This window comes from Streptomyces cinnabarinus (assembly GCF_027270315.1).
Classification (GTDB): Bacteria; Actinomycetota; Actinomycetes; order Streptomycetales; family Streptomycetaceae; genus Streptomyces; species Streptomyces cinnabarinus.
This window is the reverse complement of record NZ_CP114413.1, coordinates 3,677,622-3,700,660: the sequence shown is the minus strand read 5'-3', so window position 1 is coordinate 3,700,660 and position 23,039 is coordinate 3,677,622. Positions and strand designations below refer to the sequence as shown.

Here is a 23,039-nt window from a genome sequence, read left to right as displayed (position 1 = left end):
TCCGAGCGCCGCCTCACTGACGATGAGCTACTGGGGGTAGCAACCACATGACCAAGAAGACGCGGATCCGTGTCGCCCGGCTCGCGGCCGGTGCCGTGATCGCGGCCGGTGCTTCGCTCACTGCCGCCGGTGTCGCCGCTGCCGATGAGGGTGACGACTGCGGCATCCTCGGTATATGCGTCACGCCGACGCCGAGCGAGCCGGACCCCGAGCCGACGACCTCCGAGCCCGAGCCGGAGCCGACCGAGCCGACCGTCATCCCGACGGAGGACCCGGAGCCCACCGAGCCCACCGAGGAGCCGACCGAGCCCACCGAGGACCCGGAGCCCACCGCCGAGCCGACCGAGGACGACGGCAACGGCAACGGGAATGGCAACGGAAACGGCAACGGGAACGGCAACAACACCAACCCTGACGGCGGCTCCGGCAACTCCGCCCAGCAGCAGGGTTCCTCCTCGCTGACCGACACCGGTGACGACACCGGCTCCGACACCTCCGCCCAGGGCAGCGGTGAGGAGCTCGCCGAGACCGGTGCCGGGCAGACCACGTTCCTGATCATCGGTGCCGCGACGATGATCGCCGGCGGCATCGGCTTCCGGGTGCTTCCGCGCCTGGCCGGCGGCCGTGGCGGTGCGGCTGCCTGACGGTAGCCGACCGTGCACAGTGCGTAGGACGAAGGGCCCGGAGCGAGATTCGCTCCGGGCCCTTCGTGGGTCCATGACCTGGGCGGCCGCCCTACGCGGTCTGGTGCGCCAGCAGCGCCACCGCCGCGATCAGCACCGCCAGCAGTGCGATCAGCGTCATCGGGTTCAGGTTCGCGAGCGGGTTCCCCTGCTGGAGCCGTTCGCGGTTCGCCCGGCAGACCGGGCAGCGGCCCTCGTTCACGGGCGCCGCGCAGTTCGCGCACACCAGCCGGTCGTACGTCATGCGCCTCGCCCTTCTTGTGAGTGGTTCCACGGGGAGAACGCCTCGGGGTAGGAGAACGTTCCCTTATCTACTGTGCCAGGTTCTCCTGAGTGCTGCCTGGGCGCTCCCGGATGTGAAGATGTCGCACCTCACGGGCGGGAACAAAACCGTACATCCCTAGCGCAACCCCGACCGGTGACTGCGCTCCCGCACCCGACTCGCGTATGGTCACGCTCATCTACCCCCGGCGACCCGTGGTGCATCCGTGATCCGATTCGACAACGTATCCAAGGTCTACCCCAAGCAGACCCGCCCCGCACTCAGGGATGTCTCCCTGGAAGTGGAGAAGGGCGAGTTCGTGTTCCTGGTGGGGTCCTCCGGCTCCGGAAAGTCCACCTTCCTGCGGCTGATCCTCCGCGAGGAGCGGTGCAGCCACGGGCAGGTGCACGTCCTGGGCAAGGACCTCGCACGCGTCTCCAACTGGAAGGTGCCGCAGATCCGGCGCCAGCTGGGGACGGTGTTCCAGGACTTCCGGCTGCTGCCGAACAAGACAGTCGCCGAGAACGTGGCCTTCGCCCAGGAGGTCATCGGCAAGTCGCGCGGTGAGATCCGCAAGTCCGTGCCCCAGGTCCTCGACCTCGTCGGTCTCGGCGGCAAGGACGACCGGATGCCGGGCGAGCTGTCCGGTGGTGAGCAGCAGCGCGTCGCCATCGCGCGGGCCTTCGTGAACCGGCCCAAGCTGCTCATCTGCGACGAGCCCACCGGCAACCTCGACCCGCAGACCTCCGTCGGCATCATGAAGCTGCTGGACCGGATCAACCGGACCGGCACGACCGTGGTGATGGCGACGCACGACCAGAACATCGTGGACCAGATGCGCAAGCGCGTCATCGAGCTGGAGAAGGGCCGCCTCGTCCGCGACCAGGCCCGCGGCGTCTACGGCTACCAGCACTGAGACCGCAGCGAGTTCCACGGAAAGGCTTGAAGCAGACGCCATGCGCGCCCAGTTCGTACTGTCCGAGATCGGTGTCGGTCTCCGCCGCAATCTGACGATGACCTTCGCCGTCATCGTCTCTGTCGCCCTGTCCCTGGCCCTGTTCGGCGGGTCGCTGCTGATGAGCGACCAGGTGAGCACCATGAAGGGCTACTGGTACGACAAGGTCAACGTCTCGGTCTTCCTCTGCAACAAGAGCGACGCCGAGTCCGACCCCAACTGCGCCAAGGGCGCGGTCACCGCGGACCAGAAGAAGGAGATCGTCGCCGACCTGGACAAGATGTCGGTCGTCGACACGGTGACGCACGAGTCGCAGGACCAGGCGTACAAGCACTACAAGGAGCAGTTCGGCGACTCCCCGCTGGCCAGCTCCCTCACGCCGGACCAGATGCAGGAGTCGTACCGGATCAAGCTCACCGACCCGGAGAAGTACCAGGTCATCGCGACCGCCTTCGACGGGCGGGACGGGGTGCAGTCGGTGCAGGACCAGAAGGGCATCCTGGACAACCTCTTCGAGCTGCTGAACGGCATGAACTGGGCCGCGCGCGCGGTCATGGCGCTCATGCTGGTGGTCGCGCTGATGCTGATCGTCAACACGGTGCGCGTGTCCGCGTTCAGCCGGCGGCGCGAGACCGGGATCATGCGCCTGGTCGGCGCCTCGGGCTTCTACATCCAGGCGCCGTTCATCATGGAGGCCGCGGTCGCCGGGCTGATCGGCGGGGCGGTCGCCTGCGGGTTCCTGGTGGTCGCGCGGTACTTCATCATCGATCATGGACTCGCCCTGTCGGAGAAGCTGAATCTGATCAACTTCATCGGCTGGGACGCGGTGTTGAAGTATCTGCCGCTCATCCTGGTGACGAGTTTCCTGATGCCCGCGCTTGCAGCGTTCTTCGCGCTGCGCAAGTACCTGAAGGTGTGACGCTCGCCAAGAGGGGCCGTGCGGTCAACCGACCGTACGGCCCTTTGCGTTGTCCTAGACTCACCGGCATGTCAGGTCGTGACCTGTTCTGTCAGCCCCGCCGCTACGGCCGCGGGGCCGCCCTGACCTTGGTGTTCGCGAGCGTGCTCGTCGCCGGTGCGGCCACCGGATCGCTGCCCGGACCGGAGCGGAAGTCGGCGCCCGGCCCGGCCCGTTCGACCACCGCCGCCCGCCATCAGCAGGTCGCGGACGCGGCCGCCGAGGCGATGGCCGACGGCAAGTCCCCCATGGAGGCCGCCGAGCGCGCCGTCAGCCGCAGCGGGGACCGCTGGGGCGCCGTCTACTCCGAGGGCGAGTACGAGGAGTTCGAGGAGGCCCTGGACGGCCGGTACACGGGCGTCGGGCTGTGGGCGCGCCGCGAGCGGGACGGCCGTATCGAGGTGACCAGGGTCCGCGCGGGGTCGCCCGCGGCCGGGGCCGGGATCCGGGCCGGGGACCGGCTGCGCAGCGTCGACGGCGAGCGGGTGGACGGCCGGCCGGTCACCGAGGTCGTCTCCTTACTGCGCGGTGACGCCACCGACGCGGCCGCCGGTACGGCGGTCCGGCTCGGCCTGGAGCGCGGCACGCGCGCGTGGAGCCTCACCGTGCGCCGCGCGGAGCTGTCCACGGACTCCGTCACCGCCCGCACGCTGGTCGGCGAGGTCACCGTGATCCGGATCGACTCCTTCACCAAGGGCTCCGGCGACGCGGTGCGCACCGCCCTGCGGCGGGCCCCGGCCGACGGCGGGATCATCCTCGACCTGCGCGGCAACTCCGGCGGACTGGTCACCGAGGCCGTCTCCGCCGCCTCCGCCTTCCTCGACGGCGGCCTGGTCGCCACCTACGACGTCGACGGCGACCAGCGCGCCCTGCACGCCGAGCCCGGCGGCGACACCGCCAGACCCCTGGTCGCGCTCGTCGACGGCGGCACGATGAGCGCGGCCGAGCTGGTCACCGGGGCGCTTCAGGACCGCGGCCGGGCGGTCGTGGTGGGCTCCCGCACCTTCGGCAAGGGCTCGGTGCAGATGCCGAGTCGGCTGCCCGACGGCTCCGTCGCCGAGCTCACGGTCGGGCACTACCGCACCCCGTCGGGACGCGGTGTCGACGGCCACGGCATCACACCGGACCTGGACGCGGACGCCAAGGCCATGGAGCGCGCCGAGACGGTGCTGAGCGGGCTGGGCCCGCAGTAACCCCGATCGGTGACCGCTCGGTGCCCGCTCGGGAAAACGGCTTCCCGCCGACCCCCTCCGTAGTGCGAAAATGGACGGCACTATGAGCAAGGGAATGTACGTACCCAAGGAGAACCAGCCCAAGAAGGGCGGGGCTGCCGCCCAGGGCAAGGACGGCGAGAAGGGCGGCAAGCGCAAGATCGTCGCGCAGAACAAGAAGGCGCGCCACGACTACGCGATCATCGACACCTTCGAGGCCGGTCTCGTCCTCATGGGCACCGAGGTCAAGTCGCTGCGCGAGGGGCGCACGTCGCTGACCGACGGCTTCGTCCAGATCGACCGGGGCGAGGCGTGGCTGCACAACGCCCACATCCCCGAGTACCACCAGGGCAGCTGGACCAACCACTCCGCGCGCCGCAAGCGCAAGCTGCTGCTGCACCGCGAGGAGATCGACAAGCTGGAGGCCAAGTCCCAGGAGACGGGTCACACGATCGTGCCGCTCGCCCTGTACTTCAAGGACGGCCGCGCGAAGGCCGAGATCGCGCTCGCGCGAGGCAAGAAGGAGTACGACAAGCGGCAGACCCTGCGGGAGAAGCAGGACCGGCGGGAGTCGGACCGGGCCATCGCGGCGGCGAAGCGCAGGCAGCGGGCGGGTTGACGCCGGGAATACGGTGGCATGCGCGTGCGTTGGTCACGTACGATGGCACTGCACCTCATAGAGGGTGCGACCCCCTCGTCAGAGGGTTTGAAAAATCAACATGGGGATGATCGGTTTCGACAGCGGTTGTCGAAGCAGGGGAAGCGTGTCGAGGAAGCGGCCATGATCTCGTTAACCACAGGCCGAAACAAATAATCGCCAACACCAAGCGCGATTCCTTCGCCCTCGCTGCCTAAGTAGCGACTTGCGAAGTGTCAGCCCGGGGCTGTTCCCGACCCGGATCCTGGCATCAGCTAGGGGACTAAACCTTGATCCCGGTCACGGGGTGAAGAGGGAAATCAAACAGTGACTGAGCCCGTTCCGGACTTGTCCAGGTGATCCGGAGGGCTGAGAAACTCGTACTGGACTGCACACGGAGAAGCCCTGATTCCGCACCGTTGGACGCGGGTTCGATTCCCGCCATCTCCACTTGTCCCTCCGGGGACGACCCCATGTGGGCACAGGCCCCGTCGCAGTCAGCGGCGGGGCCTTTGTCATGTCCGCGGGGCGGGTGTGATGGAGTAAGCGCATGCGTGCTGGCTTTCGTGGGGTTCCGGCTGTGCTGGCCGGGGTGTTACTGCTGGGTGCCTGTGGGACCGAGGAGGGGAGCGGGGCGCGAGCCGCCTCAGATGCCGCCGCGACCCCGTGTCCGTCGAGCGGGTCGGTGTCGGAGCCCGCTGGGCAGGCTTCCGGGACACCTTCCGTGCTGCCGATTCCCTCCGCGGGCGGAGCCGAGGACACCGAGGTCAGGATCACCGGCCTGTACGCCTGGGCCTCCGACAGCGGGTGCCGGCCCGGGTTCTCCGCCGACTTCGAGGTCACCAACTCCTCGGACGAGGCCGCCACTTACACCGTCACCCTGGGCTTTCGGTCCGGTTCCGGGGGTGCGCTCGCCGACGCGGAGCAGGTGGTCGAGGCGGTCGGGGCGGGCAAGACCGTCAAGGCGAGCGTGGTGGCGGGGGACGGGGGCGAGGTGACCGGGGTGTCCGTCGTGCAGGTGCGCAGTGTGCCCGTCGCCGAAGCCTCCACCGCGTCCGGACCCTGCCCGGAATCCGGCGTGCATGTGTACGTGGACAAGGGCGATGCCGCGATGGGGCTCCGGGCCGTCGGGCTGCACCTTGCCAACTGCGGCGAGGAGCCCTTCGAGGTCAACGGCTATCCGCAGATCGAGGTGCTCGACGAGGACCACGACCGCGTCGACGGCGTGCGGGTACTGCAGGGCACCGCGGAGATCAGCACCGGCCTCGGGGACGACACCCCGCAGGCCCTGACGCTCCGGCCCGGCGAGGCCGCGCAGGCCACGCTGGCCTGGCGGAACACCACCGAGTTCGGCGAAGCGGTGAACGCGCCCTACGCCCGGGTCCGGGTCAGGCCCGGTGCCGACCCCGTCATGGTGATCCCGGAACTCGATCTCGGGACGACGGGCAGGCTGGGCGTCGGTTCATGGGAGAAGGACGACACCTATCGCGCGCCGTAGACCGGCGGCGCTCCCACGCCCTGACCTCCGAGACCTCCGACAGCTGTCTTGACGCACCACTGCCGGCCCCTCGGCAGTGGTGTCCCGCTCTATATCGGAGGGTCGTTCACGGTTCTACGGTCCCTGCCCATGACTCAGACCAGAGCCGCGTCCCTGATCACCGTCCTGACGGCCCTGCTGGCCGTCCTCCTCGCTCCCGCGCCCGCCTCCGCCGCCTCCCTCCAGGAGGTCACCGGCTTCGGCGGCAACCCAGGCGCCCTGCGCATGTACCGCTACGTCCCGGACGGGCTGCCCGCCGGGCGGCCCGTGGTCGTCGCCGCGCACGGCTGCACCCAGAACGCCGCCGGATACGCCACCGGCACCGGCTGGCTCCAGCTCGCCGACCGCTGGGGCTTCTCCGTCGTCCTGCCGCAGCAGCAGAGCGCCAACAACCTCTCCGGTTGCTTCAACTGGTTCCAGACCGGGGACATCCAGCGCGGCCAGGGCGAGGCCGCCTCGATCGCGCAGATGGTGGACCGGCAGCTCGCCGACACCGGCGGCGACGCGTCCCGGGTCTACGTCACCGGGCTCTCCGCCGGCGGCGCGATGACCAGCGTGATGATGGCGGCGTACCCGGAGAAGTTCCGCGCGGGCGGCGTCGTCGCCGGGCTGCCCCACGGGTGCGCCCAGGCCGCCGGGTCGCCGTACGTGTGCATGTACGTCGGCGCCACGCAGACCCCGGACCAGTGGGGCGACCGGGTGCGGGCGGCGCGCCCCGGGTACGGCGGGCCCTGGCCCACGCTGACCGTGCTCCAGGGCACCGCCGACTACACGGTCAAGCCCGTCAACATGAGCGATCTCGTGGCGCAGTGGACCGACGTGCACGGCACCGACCGGACCGCCGACCTGAGCGACACCGTCGCCGGACACCCCCATCAGGTCTTCCGCGACGCCTCGGGCGCCCCCGTCGTCGAGACCTACAGCCTCACCGGCATGGGCCACGGCCAGCCCGTCGACCCCGGCACGGGGAGCGGACAGTGCGGGGCGGCCGGTGCCTACTTCCTCGATGTGAACCTGTGCGCCGCGTACCGGCTGGGGCTGGCCTGGGGGCTGAGCGGCTGACCGGCGTCCGGAGGAACCGGTGTCCTCACGCGCGGGCGAGGGCGGTCTCCGCGCTCGCCCGCCGCGCCACCGCGATCAGCAGCGCGAGACCGGCCGCCGCGACCGGCACCCCGTACCCCGCGGTCGCCGACACCTGCTCCGCCGTCCACCCGCCGGCCGCGCTGCCGAGGGCGATACCGCCGAGCAGACCGGTCACCGCGAGAGTCATGCCCTCGTTGAGCCGGCCCTCGGGGGTGCGCTCCTGGACCAGGGTCATGTTGGTGATCATCGTGGGGGCCGTGGCCATCCCGGAGACCAGCAGCGCTCCCGCCAGCAGCACGAGCGACCCGGTCAGGGACGCGGCGAGCAGCGGCAGGGTCAGCAGTACGGCCATGGCCGCGAGGCACCACCGGTAGCGGCGCTCGGCGGATCCGCCCGGCTTCAGGACCCCGTACAACAGCCCCGCCGCGAAGGAGCCGCCCGCCTGGAGGGCGAGGACCACGCCCGCCGCCGTCCCGTGCCCCTGTTCGTCGGCGAAGGCGAGGGTGACGACCTCCAGGGCGCCGAACACGGCACCCATCGCGAGGCAGACGGCGAGCAGCGCGGGCATGCCCGGGGCCCGGTAGGGCGGCGGTGTGGGCGCCGCCGACGGCCGGAGCGGCGGTTCGGTCGGGCGCTGGGCGGTGAACAGCGCCATGCCCGTGACGAGGAGCAGCATGCCGGTGAGCGTGCCCGCCTCCGGGAAGAGCGTCCCGCACAGGAAGGCCGCGAGGACCGGGCCCAGCATGAAGCACAGTTCGTCGGCGGCCTGCTCGAAGGAGTTCGCGGTGTGCAGCGCCGCCGCGTCGCCCTTGAGCAGATGCGCCCAGCGGGCCCGCGCCATACCGCCGATGTTGGGGGTGGTCGCGGTGGCGGCGTACGCGGCGAAGAGGGTCCAGTCGGGGGCGCCCTGACGGGTGCACAGCACCAGGGCGAGACTGCCCAGGGCCGCGACGAGGGTGGCGGGCAGGGCGATCCGGGCCTGCCCGTGGCGGTCGATCAGCCGCGCGGTCCAGGGGGCGACCAGCGCGGTCGCCGCCAGCCCGGTCGCCACCACGGCGCCGGCCAGGGCGTACGAGTCCCGGGTCCCGGCGATCATCATGACCGCGCTCACGCTGAACATGCCCATGGGCAGACGGGCCAGGAGGTTCCCGGCGGTGAAGGCGCGGGTGCCGGGTATGGCGAACAAGTGGCGGTATCGGGCGGTGGCTTGCGGCATGGCGCCACCCTCACCCGTAGTGGATCAAGGGGTCCAACACCTTCTGCGTACCGATTCACGCACCCTCGTTGTAAATTCCAGCCATGCCCGATCACCGTCTGCTGCGTGCCTTCCTCGCCGTCGCCGAGGAACTGCACTTCACCCGCGCCGCGGCCCGCCTCTACGTCGCCCAGCAGGCGCTCAGCCGGGACGTGCGGCGGCTGGAGCGGGAGCTGGGCGCGGAGCTGTTCGTACGGACCACCCGGCAGGTGACGCTGACCGCGGACGGCGAACGGCTGGTGCCGCACGCCCGGCGGGTGCTGGCGGCGCGGGACGAGCTGCTCGCCGCGTTCGGGCAGGCCCGGCCCCTGCTGGTGGACGTGAACTCGCCGGGCCTGGGCACCGGCACCCGGGTGCTGGCGCGGGCCCGCGAACTCGCCCCCGACCATGAGCTGATGGCCCGCTACGAGAGCGGACTGACCGGAGCCGCGGCCGACCTCCTGGCCGGCCGGCTGGATGTCTCCTTCGGCCGGTTCGCCGGCCTGGACCCGGCGCTGCGGGCCGGTCTGGAGCACCAGCCCGTGCGCTACGAGCCGATGGCGGTGATCCTGCCCGAGGACCATCCGCTGGCCGCGCTGGAGCGGGTGCCGCTCGACGCGCTGGCCGGTTCGACCGTCTACGCCGGCGCCGGCAACCCCCGCACCCCGGAGTGGACCGACCTCGCCAGGCAGCTGTTCGAGGGCCGGGGGATCGAGATCGCGGCGCCCGCACCGCTCGCCGTCGGTCACGAGGAATTCCGGCGGATCATGGCGAAGACCCGGACGCCGGTCCTCGCCGTGGTGGACTTCCCGGCCATGCCCGCCTCGGTGCTGCGGCCCTTGACCGACCCGGTGCCCCTGTCGCCGGTGTCCCTGGTGTGGCGAAGGGGGCCGGCGCACCCCGGCATCGACGCGCTGCGGCGGGCGGCGGCCGAGATCGCGGCGGCGGAAGGCTGGCTTCAGCCACCGGCGGGAGGATGGATTCCGGCCAGTGACAAAGTCACGATGCGGCTCCACAAGTGATACGTGGCAAACACAGAACTCACTCGTGCGCTACATTCTTGGCCTGAGCACAGTGTGATAAAGGGGGCGCTCGGACCGGGTGGGGGCCCGGTTTCGATCGACGGGTGCTCAGTGTCGTACGCGCACCCGGAACTCCCGTGGGGGTATGCGCGCGTGAAGAACTGGCGGGAAGACGCCCAACCGGAGTGGCCCCAGGCCGCATCCGGCACCCAGGCGACTCCGACCGGCATGACAGGCCAGGGTGGCACCCAGGCGTTTCCGGCGACCGCCGCGAACGCGGTGCCGGCGGACGCCGACGAGACGGCGGTGCTGCCGAAGCTCACCCCGTCGGACGGCTCCGGCGACCGGAACGGACCGGACCTGACCGAGCTCCTCTCGGCGTTCGACCGGTTCGAACGGACCGAGGTGCTGCCGACGGAGGGCGAGCGCAAGGCGCCGTCGGCCCGGAAGCAGCGCGTCGGCGGCGAGGCGTTCACCCCGCGCGACCGGTCCCCCCGAGCGGGCGGCCCGGACGAGACACCGGTGCCGGGGCACGACGCCCATGTGCCGGGCGCCGAGCAGGGCTCCCGCGACGCGGCGGCCCAGGCCCGCGATGCCTTCCCGCCCGTCGGCGACGGCGCTCGCGTCGCCTCCGCTCCCGCTCGCGACCCCTTCCCGCCCATGGGCGGCAGCCCCCGCGAAACCCCCACCGCTCCCCGTGACCCGTGGGACGAGTCGACCGGGAGTCTGACGCACGACCCCCATGAGGTCACCATCCAGCTGGACGCCGTCGGGCTCCAGCTCGACGGCTCGCTGCGGGCGGCCACGGGCGCTGCGGGCGGCGGTGGGCCGGACGGCTCCGACGGACCGGTGTTCGTCGACGAGTCCGGCCGCCGCAGCCGCAGGTTCCGGCGGCTCGGCATCGTCGTGGGCATCGCCTGCGCGGTCTACGCCGTCGTCATCGTCGCCACCCTGCTGTCCGGCAACTCCAACGCGCCCTGGCTGCCGGTCAAGGACCCCAAGCAGGAGAACCCGGCGGGCCAGGTGGACACCCCGCCGCTGCCCGCGGAGTCGGCGCCGTCCGCCGGCGCCGACGGTGCAAGCCCCGGCGCCGGCCCCTCCGCCTCCGACGGCGCCACGCCTTCCCCGGGCGACAGCGCCACCGCCCCCGACGCCTCCACCACCGCGGAGGACCCGGGCACCACCGCCGATCCCGAGCCGACGGCCACGAAGAAGCCGACGTTGAAGCCGGGCACCGTCCCGACAACGGACCCGGACCCCACGGACACGGCGCCCACGCCCGACCCCGAGCCCACCGAGACGGACGCCGGCGAGCCCACGCCGGACCCGACCGAGACCACCGGGGGCGGCGACACCGCCGGCACCGGCACCGACACGGTGGCCGCCGGACCGATCCCCGACCGCCCCGCCAGCCCGAACGACCCGTCCCCGGAGCACACCCTCTGATGGCCTCCCGCACCAACCGTCGGGGCCGCACGCCCCAGCCCCCCGACGGCCCCCGGCGCCGCCGCCTGCCCATGCGCCTGCTGCTGCCCCTCCTGGTCCTCGCCGCCCTGATGGCGATGCTGATGCTGCGGGGGTACGTACACAGCGAGATCCTCGCCGACCACCGCGTCCGGCCCGCCGCCGCCTCCGACCAGGTACCGGAGCAGATCCTCAAGGGCGGCCCGGTCATCGACGCCCGCAGCGGCCGTACCGAGACCCTGGACATGCCGGACCGCCGGCTCGTCCTGACCTTCGACGACGGCCCCGACCCGGAGTGGACGCCCAAGGTGCTCGACGTGCTGAAGAAGCACGACGCGCACGCGGTCTTCTTCGTCACCGGCACCATGGCCTCGCGCCACCCGGACCTGGTCCGCCGCATGGTCGAGGAGGGCCACGAGGTCGGCCTGCACACCTTCAACCACCCGGACCTGTCGTACCAGTCGAAGAAGCGCATCGACTGGGAGCTGTCGCAGAACCAGCTCGCCATCTCCGGCGCGGCCGGCATCCGCACCTCGCTGTTCCGGCCGCCGTACTCCTCCTTCGCCGCCGCCATGGACAACGAGTCCTGGCCGGTGACCGAGTACATCGGCTCGCGCGGCTACATCACGGTCGTCAACAACACCGACAGCGAGGACTGGCGCAAGCCCGGCGTCGAGGAGATCATCCGCAAGGCCACCCCCAAGGGGCGCGAGGGCGCGATCGTCCTGATGCACGACTCCGGCGGCGACCGCCACCAGACCGTCCAGGCGCTGGACCGCTTCCTGCCGCAGATGCAGGAGCGGGGCTACGAGTTCGACAACCTCACCGAGGCCCTCGGCGCGCCCAGCGCGCACAGCCAGGTCACCGGCGTCGACCTGTGGAAGGGCAAGGCGTGGGTCTTCCTGGTCCAGGCCTCCGACAACATCACCGGCGTGCTGGTGGTCGGGCTCGCGATCATCGGCTTCCTGGTGATCAGCCGGTTCGTGCTGATGCTCGTGCTGTCCGGGGCGCACGCCCGCCGGGTGCGCAAGCGAGGCTTCAGCTGGGGACCGCCGGTCACCGAACCCGTGTCGGTGCTGGTGCCCGCGTACAACGAGGCCAAGTGCATCGAGAACACCGTCCGTTCGCTGATGGCGAGCGAGCATCCCATCGAGATCCTCGTCATCGACGACGGCTCGACGGACGGCACCGCGCGCATCGTCGAGGCGATGGGCCTGCCGAACGTGCGGGTGGTCCGTCAGCTCAACGCGGGCAAGCCCGCCGCCCTCAACCGGGGCCTGGCCAACGCCCGCCACGACATCATCGTGATGATGGACGGCGACACGGTCTTCGAGCCGTCCACCGTCCGTGAACTCGTCCAGCCCTTCGGCGACCCCCGCGTCGGCGCCGTGGCGGGCAACGCCAAGGTCGGCAACCGGGACTCCCTGATCGGCGCCTGGCAGCACATCGAGTACGTGATGGGCTTCAACCTGGACCGCCGGATGTACGACATGCTGCGCTGCATGCCGACCATCCCGGGCGCGGTGGGAGCCTTCCGCCGCACGGCCCTCGAACGCGTCGGCGGCATGAGCGAGGACACCCTCGCCGAGGACACCGACATCACCATGGCGATGCACCGCGACGGCTGGCGCGTCGTCTACGCCGAGAAGGCCCGCGCCTGGACCGAGGCCCCGGAGACGGTCCAGCAGCTGTGGTCCCAGCGCTACCGCTGGTCCTACGGCACCATGCAGGCGATCTGGAAGCACCGCAAGGCGCTCGTGGAGTCCGGTCCCTCGGGCCGGTTCGGCCGCGTGGGCCTCCCGCTGGTCTCCCTGTTCATGGTGCTGGCCCCGCTGCTGGCCCCCCTCATCGACGTCTTCCTGCTGTACGGCCTGATCTTCGGCCCCACCCAGAAGACGATCGTGGCCTGGCTGGGCGTCCTCGCCATCCAGGCCGTCTGTGCCGCCTACGCCTTCCGTCTCGACCGGGAACGCATGACCCACCTGATCTCACTCCCGCTCCAGCAGATCCTCTACCGCCAGCTCATGTACGTCGTGCTCCTCCAGTCCTGGATCACCGCCCTCACCGGCGGCCGCCTGCGCTGGCAGAAGCTGCGCCGCACGGGCGTCGTCGAGGCACCCGGCGGCCCGGCCCCGCGCGAACGGAGGCCGGTGGGATGACCCAGGGGATACCGCAGCAGCAGTCGTACGAGTACGGCGCGTACGGCACACCGCAGCCGCAGCCGCAGCCGGAGGCGCAGCCCGCGCCTGCTCCCGCTCCCGCGCCCAAGAAGCCGGGCCGGGACCGCTACCTGGACCTCCTGCGCTCCATCGCGCTGGTCCGGGTCGTGGTCTACCACCTCTTCGGCTGGGCCTGGCTGACCGTGCTGTTCCCGTCCATGGGCGTGATGTTCGCGCTGGCGGGATCGCTGATGGCCCGCTCGCTGAACCGCCCGGCGTGGGGTGTGATCAGGGGCCGGATCCGCCGGCTGCTGCCCCCGCTGTGGGCGTTCAGCGCGGTGATGCTGACGCTGATGTTCGCGGGCGGCTGGAACCCGACGAAGAACACCGAGGACAGCCCCACCTGGGCCCTCCTCGAACTGGTCAACTACATCATCCCGATCGGCGCCCCGCCGTTCCCCTGGCTGCTCGGCTCCAAGTCGGGCCTGCTGGAGGACACCTGGGCGGTGCAGGCGGCGGGACCGCTGTGGTACCTGCGCGCCTACCTGTGGTTCGTGGTGGCCTCACCGCTGCTGCTGTGGGCGTTCCGCCGGGCACCGTGGCCGACCCTGCTGGCGCCGCTGGCGCTGACGGCGGTCGTCGGCACGGGCGTGGTGACCATCCCCGGCGAGACCGGCAACGCGGTCACGGACTTCGCGGTCTACGGCGGCTGCTGGGTGCTCGGCTTCGCCCACCACGAGGGCCTGCTGGCGAAGATCCCGCGCTATGTGGCGGTGTCCGTCTCCTCGCTGCTGATGGCGTTCGGCCTGTGGTGGGCGTCGGGGCATCTGGGCGCGGACGGCTGGGACCTGAACGACATCCCGCTGGCGCAGGCGACCTGGTCCTTCGGTTTCGTGGTGATCCTGCTGATCTACTCCCCGTCCTGGCAGGAGCTGCCGGGCCGGCTGGCGAAGTGGGACAAGCTCATCACGCTCTCCAACAACCGAGCGGTCACGATCTATCTGTGGCACAACATGCTGATCATGGCCACGGTCCCGATCCTGGACCGCCTCTACGAACTTCCCTTCATGCAGGGCGAACGAGCGGTGGCGGCCCTGGACTCCACCTATCTGCTGTGGATGTTCTTCCTCGTCTGGCCGCTGATCGGCCTGGCCATCGCCGCGGTCGGCTGGATCGAGGACCTGGCGGCCAAGCGCAGCCCCCGGCTGTGGCCGAACGGCGCCAAACCCCGGAAGAAGCACCGAGCGTGACAGACCGGCGGGAGCGATGCGGCGAGGTGTGTGGGTGAGGTGGGGGTCGCTTCCTGAGGCGGCGGGCAGCCGATAGCGTGGCGCTGGCCCACGCCGAACCATTTGCGCCAACCAGGAGCCCTCCATGACCGACACGCGTGCGCCCGTCTTCGGGTTGATCACGCCCGAGGACTGGTATCGCATCCCTCTCCAGCCGCAGGAGCGGCGGGAGGCGTCCGTAGCCGCCCTGATCAAACGGCAGTTCGCGGGGGTGGACGACCAGCCCGTGCTGCGGCGGAAGGCCGAGGAGCAGTTGCTCGGCGCCGCCGAGGCGGGGGTCGAGCAGGGCGGCGTGGCGCTGTACCTGTCCTTTCTGGAGGCCGGGGGGATCCCGCTCTCCGCTTCCCTGCTCGTCTGCCGGATCTTCGAGAGGTTCGACAGCCTCGACGCCGTCGTCGCGCTCGCCGGGTCCGGAGAGGTCGAGCCCGTCAAGCTGCCCGCGGCCGGGCCCGCCGCGCGGCTGCTGCGCCGTGAGCGGCCCAAGCAGTCGCGGAAGTTGGGAACCGAGTTCGAGGACACGATCGTGGAGTACTTCGTGCCGGTTCCGGACCGCGACGAGGTGCTGCTCCTCACCTTCAGCACGCCTCTGGAACCCATCGCCGACGCCATGGTCGGGCTGTTCGACGCCGTGGCCGGGACCCTGCGCTGGCACCAGCCGACCGAGGAGACCGAGGAGATAGCCGGGTGAGCAAGAAACTCAAGGTCTCCACCGACGACCTGCGCACCGCCGGTACCGGGTTGCGGACCGTGGCCACCGAGCTCGAAGGGCTCGACAAGCTGATGGACGCCTATGACCGCCGTACCGTCGGGCACCAGACGCTGCACGAGCGGCTCCAGGAGTTCTCCGACGGCTGGGACGACAACCGCAAGAAGATGATCGAGGAGATCAAGGGCCTCGGCACCCTCGCCCACGAGGCGGGCAAGGCGTACACCGAACTCGACACGGCGCTCTACGACGCCCTCATCGGCAAGGGGAAGAAGAAGTGACCCGGCCGGCCGACCACCGCTGGGAGGTGCTCGGCGAGAGCGGCGATCCCGTCCCCGGTGACCTCCACGACATGCAGGCGCTCTCGCGCCGGTTCGCGGCGACCGCCAAGACCATCACCGACACCGCCGCCGCCCTGCGCCGGATCGGGAACCTGGAGAGCTGGGACTCCGAGGCGGGCCGCGCCTTCGCCGAGAAGGCCACCGACACCGCGAAGAACGTGAGCAAGGCGCACGACCGGTACGCCGACGCCGGCAGCGCGCTCAAGGAGTACTGCACCGAGCTGGAGTCCGTGCAGGGCGAGGCCGACAAGCTGCTCACCCAGGCCGAGACCAAGGCCGGCGATCTGGGCTCGGCCAAGTCCAAGGCGCAGAACCCGCCCAAGGGCACCGACGACGCCGGCCAGGACAAGCTCGACAAGGCCGCCTCCGACCTCCAGGACGACCTCGACGGACTGCGCGAACAGCTCTCGGGGCTGAAGACCCGTCACAAGGAGGCGGGCGACAAGGCCGCCAAGAAGATCCACGACACCACCGAGGGCGACGGGCTCAACGACTCCTGGCTGGACGACCTGCGGGACACGTTGAAGATCGTCGCCGATATCGCGGGGGCGATCGCGGCGGTCTGCGGACTGCTCGCCCTGGTCGTCGGCTGGATCCCCATCATCGGCCAGGCCCTCGCTGGTGTGCTGGGCACCATCGCCCTCATTGCCACGGCCGTCTCGCTCGTCTGCCATGTGCTGCTCGCCGTCAACGGCGACGGCTCCTGGGGCGATGTCGCCATGGACGTCCTGGGCCTCGCCACCTTCGGCATCGGCCGGGTCTTCTCCGCCGGCGCCAAGATGGCCGCGACCGTCGGCCGCAGCCGGGTCTGGACGGCGGCCACGCAGTACGTCCGGGGCTGGAACCCCAACATGCCCTCGGCCGCGCGCCGCGCGCTGGTGGAGTCGATGGTCGGCGCGCGGGCCGGGGCGACCCCCGGCGCGGCACTGCCCGACGTCTCGCTGGCCGCAGCCTTCCGCGGACTGCCCGGCTCCTTCGTCGACGACCTCGGCACCATCGGCAGCCACTGGCGGGACCTGTTCAAGGTCGGCGACAACTTCTCCGCCGCCCGCGATGCCTACAACGCCGCCGGAGCGCGCGGACTCGCCAGCATGTACGCGGGTCCGGGCATGGTCGACGAGCTCACCCGCATCAAGAACATCGACCCGTCCGACCTGAGCTTCATCGGCACCCCAGACGCCTTCAAGCAGGCCATCGCCTACAACTCGCTGGCCCTCGGCGGCACCGGCACCGGCGCCGGGTCCGACACCAAGAGCTTCATCGGCCTGTTCGGCGGCGATCCCGAGATCGACGTCACCGGCTCCGACGCGTCGCTGGCGGGAGTGTGAGCCCGGAGATGACCTCCCCGACGGACTGGCAGGAGTGCCGGGTCGACCTGCCCGCCGCGCACAACTGGCTGGTGCTGGACCTGCGGAGCGAAGACCCCGAGCCCTGGGCGCTCACCCTCGCCGAGGAGCACCTGGGCGAGGAGGCAGACGAGCGGTGGCGCACGGCCTTCGCCGAGGACCTGCTCTGGTACTGGGGCGCGGCCGTACGGCAGGGTGCGCTGTGCGCGGCGGTGCTCGCCCCGCGCAATGACGCGATCGTCGCGAGCTACACGGTCCGTGAACTGCGCGTCCCCCCGGAGTCCTTGAGCCTCGCCGCCTTCCGCGCGGAGGCGGAGCGGGCCGAGGGGCCGTACTTCGGGGGCACTCAGGGTCTGTCGGAGGTCGAGCTGCCGCTGGGTCCCGCGCTCCGGGTCCACCGGCAGGAGCCGACGGCACCGGAGGCCGACAGCGGTGTGGTCGTGGAGGGCGTCGCCCACTACGTCCTGTCCGTCCGGCACACGACGGCGCTGGAGTGCCGGCTGCTGTGGACGTCGCTCGGACTCGGCGAGGAACTCAGCAAGGTGGCCGACGAACTGGCGGACTCACTGCGCCTTGCGTGACCTCGGGAACACCCCGGCCAGGCCCAGCTTCTCCCACGGCACGATCGCCAGCGGAACCCAGGCGAAGCCGACCGCGAACACGGCGACTACGGCCGTGATGTCCTTGGGCAGGACCCAGCCGACCTGGGCGGCGACCACCCCGACCAGGGCCAGGAAGACCCCGAAGCCGAGCACGGCGAGGAGCTTGCGCAGCGCCTCGCCCGGTCCCACCCGCGGGGTGTCCGCGCTGCCCTTCACCATGCCGAACAGCACGACCGGCACCATCAGCCCGATGATCCCGCCGAGCCCGATGCAGCCGACCACCACGGCGGTCTCGCCCTCGTCGGGCGTGAGCAGGGACAGCGGCGACAGCAGCAGCGCCACGGCCCCGAACGCGCCGAGCACCGTCGTCGCCAGGACGACGACCGCCGCCAGCGCGAAGAGGACGTTCCCGGCGGCGGACCGCTGCGGACGCCGCGCCTTCGGCCGCTCGGCGCTCGATTCGGCGGACATGGAGTCTCCCGTTCCTGTGGGGTCCGCTAGAGGATAACGGTGCCCGTCGACAGCGGAAGGGCCCCGTACGCACCTCACGGATCCAGCAGTTCGTCCAGCGCCCTCTCGTACGCCCGGAACCCGGCCCGACCGCTCTCGGGGGCGCCCGAGCGCGGGTCCAGGACCCGGGTCAGGCAGCGGACGCGCCAGGAGCGGAAGGCGGTGGCCGGGGTGCAGCGGCCGGTGCCGTCCGCCAGGGCCGTCACGCCGGAGAGGATCCCGGTGAGCAGCCGGGCTCCGGTCGCCGGGTCCGTCCCCGCCACCAGCGCCGCCGTGACCGACGCGTCCAGGAGCTCCGTCAGCTGGAGATCCGCGCCCGTACGGCACATGCGACGCACCGCGGCCGGGCTGTGCAGGTCCTGCCGCACGTCCTCCACGCCGCCGGACCACAGGAGCAGGGACGGTGCGCTCACCTCGTGGTCGTGGAAGTAGCCCAGTTCGTCCGCGACCGTCGTGAACACCGGCCCGAAGCCGCAGAGGCGGTGGATGCCGGCCAGGACGTGGGTCAGCTCCTCGCGCCGGGCGTCAAGGAAGGCGCCGATCGACACCTCCGGGAGGGCCCAGGTGCCGGTCGCCGTCACCGCCCCGATCTCCAGCAGGCCGCCGAGCGGGGCGATGACCGCGCGGGCCGCCCTGTGGTCCTCCACGATTCCCCCACACCAAGATCCTGTGAACCCCGCCCATCGAGGTTCCCGCTGTCAGACCCCCATGGAACACTGGCCGCGTTGCGTGAGTGAACGGGGTGGGCCCGTGGGGAGAGGGTGGCGATGAGCAAGCGTCAGGTGCGCAAGATGCTGGGGCTGATGGCGAGCGGGGAGCCGGTGGAGCTCACCAGCGCCATGGCCTCCGTGAAGAAGCTCGCCCGGCTCGCCTTCATCGCCCAGCAGTTCGGGTACGAGTACGCCGACGTCAAGCAGGGCGGCAGCCGGAACAGCTCGCTCGTGATGCTGATCGTCCCCGACCACAGCCCCCAGGCCCGGGCCCGCGCCGCGCAGAACTGGGCGCAGTACCCGAACGCCGGGGACGGCGTCTCCGTACCGCCCCTGATCCCGGACGCCTTCGAGCTGCTCAAGGCCCGGATCAACTTCGACCTCACCGGCAAGAGCGCCGAGAAGCGGATGGTGCTCGGCGCGCTCGGCGGCACCGTCGGCTGTCTGGCCGTCGCCATGCAGTCCCCGCAGGGCGGGATCGCCTGGACCATCGCGGGCGTGCTGCTGGTTCTGCTCCTCGGCTGTCTCGGCATCGGCTTCGCCGTCAACCGCAAGCGCAACGCCAAGTTCGCCGCCCGCCTCCAGGCCGCCGGCTTCCAGCCCGTCAACGACACGACGGGACGGCTGCGCTACCTCCCGCCGGGCGCCCAGGTCCCCGGGCAGGCCAACCCGTTCTCGAACGGCCCGTACGGCGCGACGCCCTACGGCGGCCCCGCCCCGTACGGACAGCCGTACCCCCAGCAGCAACAGCAACAGCAGCAGCCGTACCCACAGCCTCAGCAGCAGCCGTACCCACAGCCTCAGCCGCAGCCGTACCCCCAGCCTCAGCAGCAGCCGTATCCCCAGGCCCAGCCGCACCCCTACCCGCCCCAGCAGAACCCCCACTGGCAGCCCCCCAGCCACTGACCGGGGCGCCCGCGTCACGGGAACCTCTCATCCCGGTTCTTCGGTAGGTGAGAGCAAAGTTCCTTTCCGGTCACCGGGTGCCACAGGCAGGTAACGCGCCCTCCCTACCTTCGGGATCAGCCACTCCCTCGAGTACGAACTGAGCCCGGAGCCCCGTGGAGGCGTCATGACAGCCCAGAGCACTGCCCCCGCCGCGAGCAGGGGGGGCCGCTGGATCGATCACTGGGATCCGGAGGACGAGACCTTCTGGAACGAGAAGGGCGAGAAGATCGCCCGCCGTAACCTGTTCTTCTCCGTTCTGTCCGAGCATATCGGCTTCTCCATCTGGACCCTGTGGTCCGTCATGGTGCTCTTCATGGGCCCGGAGTACGGCCTCACCCCGGCGGACAAGTTCACCATCGTCTCGATGGCGACCCTGGTCGGCGCCGTGGTCCGGGTGCCCTACACCTTCGCCGTCGCGATCGTCGGCGGCCGGAACTGGACGATCATCTCGGCGGCGATGCTGCTCCTGCCGACGGTCGCCGCGTTCGCGGTGATGGAGCCGGGGACGTCCTTCACCACCTTCCTGCTCTGCGCGATGCTCGCGGGCGTCGGCGGTGGCAACTTCGCCTCCAGCATGACCAACATCAACGCCTTCTTCCCGCTGCGGAAGAAGGGCTGGGCGCTCGGACTCAACGCGGGCGGCGGCAACATCGGTGTGCCGGTCGTGCAGCTCGTCGGCCTGGCCGTCATCGGCGCCAGCGGTGGCCCGCGGCTGCTGCTCGGGATCTACATCCCGCTGATCCTCGTCGCCGCGATCCTCGCCGCCGTGTACATGGACAACATCTCGTCCGTGAAGAACGACACCGGCGCCGCCAAGGACGCGGTGAAGGAGGGGCACACCTGGATCATGTCCTTCCTCTACATCGGGACGTTCGGCTCGTTCATCGGCTACAGCTTCGCCTTCGGCCTGGTCCTGCAGACGCAGTTCGGCCGCACGCCGCTCCAGGCCGCGTACGTCACCTTCATCGGCCCGCTGCTCGGCTCGCTGATCCGGCCCGTCGGCGGCGCGCTCGCCGACCGGTTCGGCGGCGCGAAGATCACGCTGTGGAACTACATCGCCATGGCCGCCGCCACCGCGGTGATCATCGTGGCCTCGATGCAGGAGTCACTGCCGCTGTTCACCACCGCCTTCATCGCCCTGTTCGTCCTGACCGGCCTCGGCAACGGCTCGACGTTCAAGATGATCCCGGGCATCTTCCACGCCAAGGCCCTGGCCAAGGGGCTCACCGGTGAGGAGGCCGCCGCCTACGGCCGCCGGCTGTCCGGGGCCTCGATGGGCCTGATCGGTGCGGTCGGCGCCCTCGGCGGACTCGGCATCAACCTCGCCTTCCGCCAGTCCTTCCTCTCGGTGGGCTCCGGCACCGGCGCCTTTGTCGCCTTCCTCGCCTTCTACGGTGTGTGCTTCGTGGTCACCTGGGCCGTATACCTTCGCCGCCCGGCCGCCCAGCCCGCCGCCGAGGCGGCCGCTTCGGAGGCGAAGCCGCAGCTCAGCTATGCCGAGGTGTAAGGCGGTGTGACGTAACACTGCCGACATCAAGCCGATCCGAGCCTGTCACGCACCATTGACAGGCTCGATCGGCATGCGGGTGGAACCCGAGCATGCGGGCCCGACCCGACATGTGTGACAACTCGAGTGCGGGACGAGAGTTATGTACGAACAGCACAAGCCCGACCAAGGGCAACACGGCCCTCTCGCGGGGTTCACCGTAGGGGTGACCGCCGCGCGCCGCGCCGACGAGCTGGGGGCGCTGCTGCAGCGGCGCGGCGCCGCCGTCCTGCACGCACCTGCCCTGCGCATCGTGCCGCTGGCCGACGACGGTGAGCTGCTCGCGGCCACCAAGGAGATCGTGGACCAGGTGCCGGACGTGGTGGTCGCGACGACCGCGATCGGCTTCCGGGGCTGGATCGAGGCCGCCGACGGCTGGGGCCTCGGGGAGGACCTGCTGGACCGGCTGCGCGGGGTGGAGCTGCTCGCGCGCGGGCCGAAGGTGAAGGGGGCGATCCGGGCCGCCGGGCTGACCGAGGAGTGGTCGCCGTCGTCCGAGTCGATGGCGGAGGTGCTGGACCGGCTGCTGGAGGAGGGGGTCGCGGGGCGCCGGATCGCCGTTCAGCTGCACGGGGATCCGCTGCCGGGGTTCGTCGAGTCGCTCCAGGCCGGCGGAGCGGAGGTGGTCTGCGTGCCGGTCTACCGGTGGATGCCGCCGGAGGATCTCAGCCCGGTGGACCGGCTGCTGGACGCGACGGTCTCCCGCGGCCTGGACGCGTTGACCTTCACCAGCGCCCCGGCGGCGGCCTCGCTGCTGTCGCGGGCGGAGGGGCGGGGGCTGCTGCCGGAACTCCTGGAGGCCCTGAACCACGACGTCGTCCCGGCCTGCGTCGGCCCGGTCACCGCGCTGCCCCTGCAGTCCCGGGGCATCGACACGGTCCAGCCCGACCGCTTCCGGCTCGGGCCCCTGGTCCAGCTCCTGTGCCAGGAACTGCCCGCGCGTGCCCGGTCGTTGCCGGTGGCCGGGCACCGGATGGAGATCCGGGGCCACGCGGTGCTGGTGGACGGGGCGCTACGGCCCGTCCCACCGGCCGGGATGTCCCTGCTGAGAGCCCTGTCCCGGCGTCCGGGGTGGGTGGTGGGCCGGGCCGATCTGCTGCGGGCCCTGCCGGGCGCGGGCCGCGACGAGCACGCGGTGGAGACGGCGATGGCCCGGCTCCGTTCCGCCCTCGGCACCCCGAAGCTGATCCAGACGGTGGTGAAGCGGGGGTACCGGCTGGCGCTGGATCCGGCGGCGGATTCGAAGTACGCGGACGGCTAGGCGGGGGGCGGGGGCGAGCGTGCTCACCCCCGCCGACGTGCCGTGGCCGCCCACGCCAAGCACCCCAGCGCCACCGTCGACAGCCCCGCCCGCACCATGTTCCACGCCACCCACGGGTCCTCGAACTCCTCCCGGATCTCGGACGGCGGCCGCGCGTCCCCCAAGGTCTCGTTGAGCGGGATGTTCAGCGCCACCGTCACCAGGAGGGCAAGCGCGTTCGCCACGAGCGCCGCCCACATCCACCGGCCGCCCGGCGCGGACCGGAGCCGCCACGCCGCGACCGCCGTGAGCAGCGGCGCCCCGAGGAAGCTCAGCATGAACACCGGGTTCTGGATCACCTCGTCGACGTCGCGCATCACCTCGACGAACACCGCGTCCGAACTCCGCGCCAGCGCCGGCATCACCCCGCACGCGAAGACGTAGAAGGAACCGGCGAGCAGGCCGGTGGTGACGACGGCGGCGGTGGTCAGCGCGTTGGCTCGTGTCTGGGTCATGCGTCGAGTCAAGCGGTGGCGCCCCGCACCGGACATGGCCCTGACGCGCGGCCGCATACGCGTGCGTCCAACGAGGGGTTC

General features: G+C 71.2%; 23 protein-coding genes and 1 other RNA gene. 19 read left to right on the top strand and 5 right to left on the bottom strand.

Translation table 11 applies throughout. The annotated features are described in order from the left end of the window. The first annotated feature begins 47 nt into the window (after positions 1-47). Positions 48-644 carry a hypothetical protein gene (locus STRCI_RS16630; protein WP_269659736.1) on the top strand — a complete coding sequence of 199 codons (597 nt, stop codon included), beginning with the start codon at positions 48-50 and terminating at the stop codon, positions 642-644. Between the two features lie 91 nt (positions 645-735). Here the strand turns inward: STRCI_RS16630 and STRCI_RS16625 are convergent, their stop codons facing one another. Beyond that, positions 736-927 carry a hypothetical protein gene (locus STRCI_RS16625; protein WP_269659735.1) on the bottom strand — a complete coding sequence of 64 codons (192 nt, stop codon included), beginning with the start codon at positions 925-927 and terminating at the stop codon, positions 736-738. Positions 928-1,171: 244 nt separating this feature from the next. On the opposite strand from STRCI_RS16625, the gene ftsE reads away from it, so the two are divergent. The 7 genes from ftsE to STRCI_RS16590 all read left to right on the top strand — a co-directional run bounded on the left by ftsE (position 1,172) and on the right by STRCI_RS16590 (position 7,305). After that, a complete protein-coding gene (ftsE, locus tag STRCI_RS16620) occupies positions 1,172-1,861 on the top strand; it encodes a cell division ATP-binding protein FtsE (RefSeq protein WP_015660033.1) in 690 nt (229 codons plus the stop codon). Positions 1,862-1,901: 40 nt separating this feature from the next. Then, positions 1,902-2,819, top strand: coding sequence for a permease-like cell division protein FtsX (gene ftsX / locus STRCI_RS16615; RefSeq protein WP_269659734.1), 918 nt, complete (start codon positions 1,902-1,904; stop codon positions 2,817-2,819). A 68-nt stretch (positions 2,820-2,887) separates the two neighbouring features. Then, a complete protein-coding gene (locus STRCI_RS16610; protein ID WP_269659733.1) occupies positions 2,888-4,051 on the top strand; it encodes a S41 family peptidase in 1,164 nt (387 codons plus the stop codon). Positions 4,052-4,145: 94 nt separating this feature from the next. Then, the gene (gene smpB / locus STRCI_RS16605) at positions 4,146-4,688 is read left to right on the top strand and encodes an SsrA-binding protein SmpB (RefSeq protein WP_041819879.1); all 543 of its coding nucleotides are present in this window, start codon (positions 4,146-4,148) and stop codon (positions 4,686-4,688) included. 102 nt (positions 4,689-4,790) lie between these two features. Further along, positions 4,791-5,159: a transfer-messenger RNA gene (gene ssrA, locus STRCI_RS16600) on the top strand. A gap of 271 nt (positions 5,160-5,430) precedes the next feature. Continuing rightward, a complete protein-coding gene (locus STRCI_RS16595) occupies positions 5,431-6,204 on the top strand; it encodes a DUF4232 domain-containing protein (RefSeq protein WP_336298802.1) in 774 nt (257 codons plus the stop codon). Positions 6,205-6,333: 129 nt separating this feature from the next. Continuing rightward, positions 6,334-7,305, top strand: a complete 972-nt coding sequence (locus STRCI_RS16590) for an extracellular catalytic domain type 1 short-chain-length polyhydroxyalkanoate depolymerase (protein WP_269659731.1) — start codon at positions 6,334-6,336, stop codon at positions 7,303-7,305. A gap of 25 nt (positions 7,306-7,330) precedes the next feature. Here STRCI_RS16590 and STRCI_RS16585 read toward each other — a convergent pair whose 3' ends face one another. After that, on the bottom strand, positions 7,331-8,542 hold the full coding sequence (locus STRCI_RS16585; protein WP_269659730.1) for an MFS transporter: 1,212 nt from the start codon (positions 8,540-8,542) through the stop codon (positions 7,331-7,333). A gap of 83 nt (positions 8,543-8,625) precedes the next feature. Here STRCI_RS16585 and STRCI_RS16580 point away from each other — a divergent pair, with 83 nt between their 5' ends. The 8 genes from STRCI_RS16580 to STRCI_RS16545 all read left to right on the top strand — a co-directional run bounded on the left by STRCI_RS16580 (position 8,626) and on the right by STRCI_RS16545 (position 17,468). Next, positions 8,626-9,582, top strand: a complete 957-nt coding sequence (locus STRCI_RS16580) for a LysR family transcriptional regulator (RefSeq protein WP_269659729.1) — start codon at positions 8,626-8,628, stop codon at positions 9,580-9,582. A 228-nt stretch (positions 9,583-9,810) separates the two neighbouring features. After that, positions 9,811-11,028 carry a hypothetical protein gene (locus STRCI_RS16575; RefSeq protein ID WP_269659728.1) on the top strand — a complete coding sequence of 406 codons (1,218 nt, stop codon included), beginning with the start codon at positions 9,811-9,813 and terminating at the stop codon, positions 11,026-11,028. Further along, positions 11,028-13,205 carry a bifunctional polysaccharide deacetylase/glycosyltransferase family 2 protein gene (locus tag STRCI_RS16570; RefSeq protein ID WP_269659727.1) on the top strand — a complete coding sequence of 726 codons (2,178 nt, stop codon included), beginning with the start codon at positions 11,028-11,030 and terminating at the stop codon, positions 13,203-13,205. Before STRCI_RS16575 ends, STRCI_RS16570 begins: the two co-directional genes overlap by 1 nt. After that, a complete protein-coding gene (locus STRCI_RS16565) occupies positions 13,202-14,455 on the top strand; it encodes an acyltransferase family protein (protein ID WP_269659726.1) in 1,254 nt (417 codons plus the stop codon). The genes STRCI_RS16570 and STRCI_RS16565 overlap by 4 nt, the downstream gene beginning before the upstream one ends. 124 nt (positions 14,456-14,579) lie before the next feature. After that, positions 14,580-15,182, top strand: a complete 603-nt coding sequence (locus STRCI_RS16560) for a hypothetical protein (protein WP_269659725.1) — start codon at positions 14,580-14,582, stop codon at positions 15,180-15,182. Next, a complete protein-coding gene (locus STRCI_RS16555; RefSeq protein WP_269659724.1) occupies positions 15,179-15,481 on the top strand; it encodes a DUF6317 family protein in 303 nt (100 codons plus the stop codon). The genes STRCI_RS16560 and STRCI_RS16555 overlap by 4 nt, the downstream gene beginning before the upstream one ends. Beyond that, positions 15,478-16,869, top strand: a complete 1,392-nt coding sequence (locus STRCI_RS16550; RefSeq protein ID WP_269659723.1) for a hypothetical protein — start codon at positions 15,478-15,480, stop codon at positions 16,867-16,869. Before STRCI_RS16555 ends, STRCI_RS16550 begins: the two co-directional genes overlap by 4 nt. A gap of 8 nt (positions 16,870-16,877) precedes the next feature. Then, positions 16,878-17,468, top strand: a complete 591-nt coding sequence (locus tag STRCI_RS16545; protein ID WP_269659722.1) for a hypothetical protein — start codon at positions 16,878-16,880, stop codon at positions 17,466-17,468. Here STRCI_RS16545 and STRCI_RS16540 read toward each other — a convergent pair. Then, on the bottom strand, positions 17,451-17,960 hold the full coding sequence (locus tag STRCI_RS16540) for a hypothetical protein (protein ID WP_269659721.1): 510 nt from the start codon (positions 17,958-17,960) through the stop codon (positions 17,451-17,453). The two genes, STRCI_RS16545 and STRCI_RS16540, sit on opposite strands and share 18 nt — an antisense overlap. 74 nt (positions 17,961-18,034) lie before the next feature. Next, entirely contained in the window at positions 18,035-18,646 is a 612-nt protein-coding gene (locus STRCI_RS16535; RefSeq protein WP_269659720.1) for a hypothetical protein, read from the bottom strand. Between the two features lie 120 nt (positions 18,647-18,766). On the opposite strand from STRCI_RS16535, the gene STRCI_RS16530 reads away from it, so the two are divergent. From STRCI_RS16530 to STRCI_RS16520, 3 genes are all read left to right on the top strand, one after another. Then, positions 18,767-19,615 (top strand): hypothetical protein, encoded by an 849-nt coding sequence (locus tag STRCI_RS16530; RefSeq protein ID WP_269659719.1) that lies wholly within the window; start codon positions 18,767-18,769, stop codon positions 19,613-19,615. A gap of 166 nt (positions 19,616-19,781) precedes the next feature. Further along, positions 19,782-21,164, top strand: coding sequence for a nitrate/nitrite transporter (locus STRCI_RS16525; RefSeq protein WP_269659718.1), 1,383 nt, complete (start codon positions 19,782-19,784; stop codon positions 21,162-21,164). Positions 21,165-21,306: 142 nt separating this feature from the next. Beyond that, positions 21,307-22,464, top strand: a complete 1,158-nt coding sequence (locus STRCI_RS16520; RefSeq protein ID WP_269659717.1) for a uroporphyrinogen-III synthase — start codon at positions 21,307-21,309, stop codon at positions 22,462-22,464. Positions 22,465-22,487: 23 nt separating this feature from the next. Here STRCI_RS16520 and STRCI_RS16515 read toward each other — a convergent pair whose 3' ends face one another. Continuing rightward, positions 22,488-22,958, bottom strand: coding sequence for an anthrone oxygenase family protein (locus STRCI_RS16515; RefSeq protein WP_269659716.1), 471 nt, complete (start codon positions 22,956-22,958; stop codon positions 22,488-22,490). Between the last annotated feature and the right edge of the window lie 81 nt (positions 22,959-23,039).

Coding starts and splice junctions, on each gene's coding strand:
- STRCI_RS16580 (WP_269659729.1), top strand. CDS start 8,626: ATGCCCGATCACCGTCTGCTGCGTGCCTTCCTCGCCGTCGCCGAGGAA.
- STRCI_RS16545 (WP_269659722.1), top strand. CDS start 16,878: ATGACCTCCCCGACGGACTGGCAGGAGTGCCGGGTCGACCTGCCCGCC.
- STRCI_RS16540 (WP_269659721.1), bottom strand. CDS start 17,960: ATGTCCGCCGAATCGAGCGCCGAGCGGCCGAAGGCGCGGCGTCCGCAG.
- STRCI_RS16630 (WP_269659736.1), top strand. CDS start 48: ATGACCAAGAAGACGCGGATCCGTGTCGCCCGGCTCGCGGCCGGTGCC.
- STRCI_RS16625 (WP_269659735.1), bottom strand. CDS start 927: ATGACGTACGACCGGCTGGTGTGCGCGAACTGCGCGGCGCCCGTGAAC.
- STRCI_RS16590 (WP_269659731.1), top strand. CDS start 6,334: ATGACTCAGACCAGAGCCGCGTCCCTGATCACCGTCCTGACGGCCCTG.
- STRCI_RS16585 (WP_269659730.1), bottom strand. CDS start 8,542: ATGCCGCAAGCCACCGCCCGATACCGCCACTTGTTCGCCATACCCGGC.
- ftsX (WP_269659734.1), top strand. CDS start 1,902: ATGCGCGCCCAGTTCGTACTGTCCGAGATCGGTGTCGGTCTCCGCCGC.
- STRCI_RS16565 (WP_269659726.1), top strand. CDS start 13,202: ATGACCCAGGGGATACCGCAGCAGCAGTCGTACGAGTACGGCGCGTAC.
- STRCI_RS16610 (WP_269659733.1), top strand. CDS start 2,888: ATGTCAGGTCGTGACCTGTTCTGTCAGCCCCGCCGCTACGGCCGCGGG.
- STRCI_RS16520 (WP_269659717.1), top strand. CDS start 21,307: ATGTACGAACAGCACAAGCCCGACCAAGGGCAACACGGCCCTCTCGCG.
- STRCI_RS16575 (WP_269659728.1), top strand. CDS start 9,811: ATGACAGGCCAGGGTGGCACCCAGGCGTTTCCGGCGACCGCCGCGAAC.
- STRCI_RS16560 (WP_269659725.1), top strand. CDS start 14,580: ATGACCGACACGCGTGCGCCCGTCTTCGGGTTGATCACGCCCGAGGAC.
- STRCI_RS16530 (WP_269659719.1), top strand. CDS start 18,767: ATGAGCAAGCGTCAGGTGCGCAAGATGCTGGGGCTGATGGCGAGCGGG.
- STRCI_RS16515 (WP_269659716.1), bottom strand. CDS start 22,958: ATGACCCAGACACGAGCCAACGCGCTGACCACCGCCGCCGTCGTCACC.
- STRCI_RS16570 (WP_269659727.1), top strand. CDS start 11,028: ATGGCCTCCCGCACCAACCGTCGGGGCCGCACGCCCCAGCCCCCCGAC.
- smpB (WP_041819879.1), top strand. CDS start 4,146: ATGTACGTACCCAAGGAGAACCAGCCCAAGAAGGGCGGGGCTGCCGCC.
- STRCI_RS16525 (WP_269659718.1), top strand. CDS start 19,782: ATGACAGCCCAGAGCACTGCCCCCGCCGCGAGCAGGGGGGGCCGCTGG.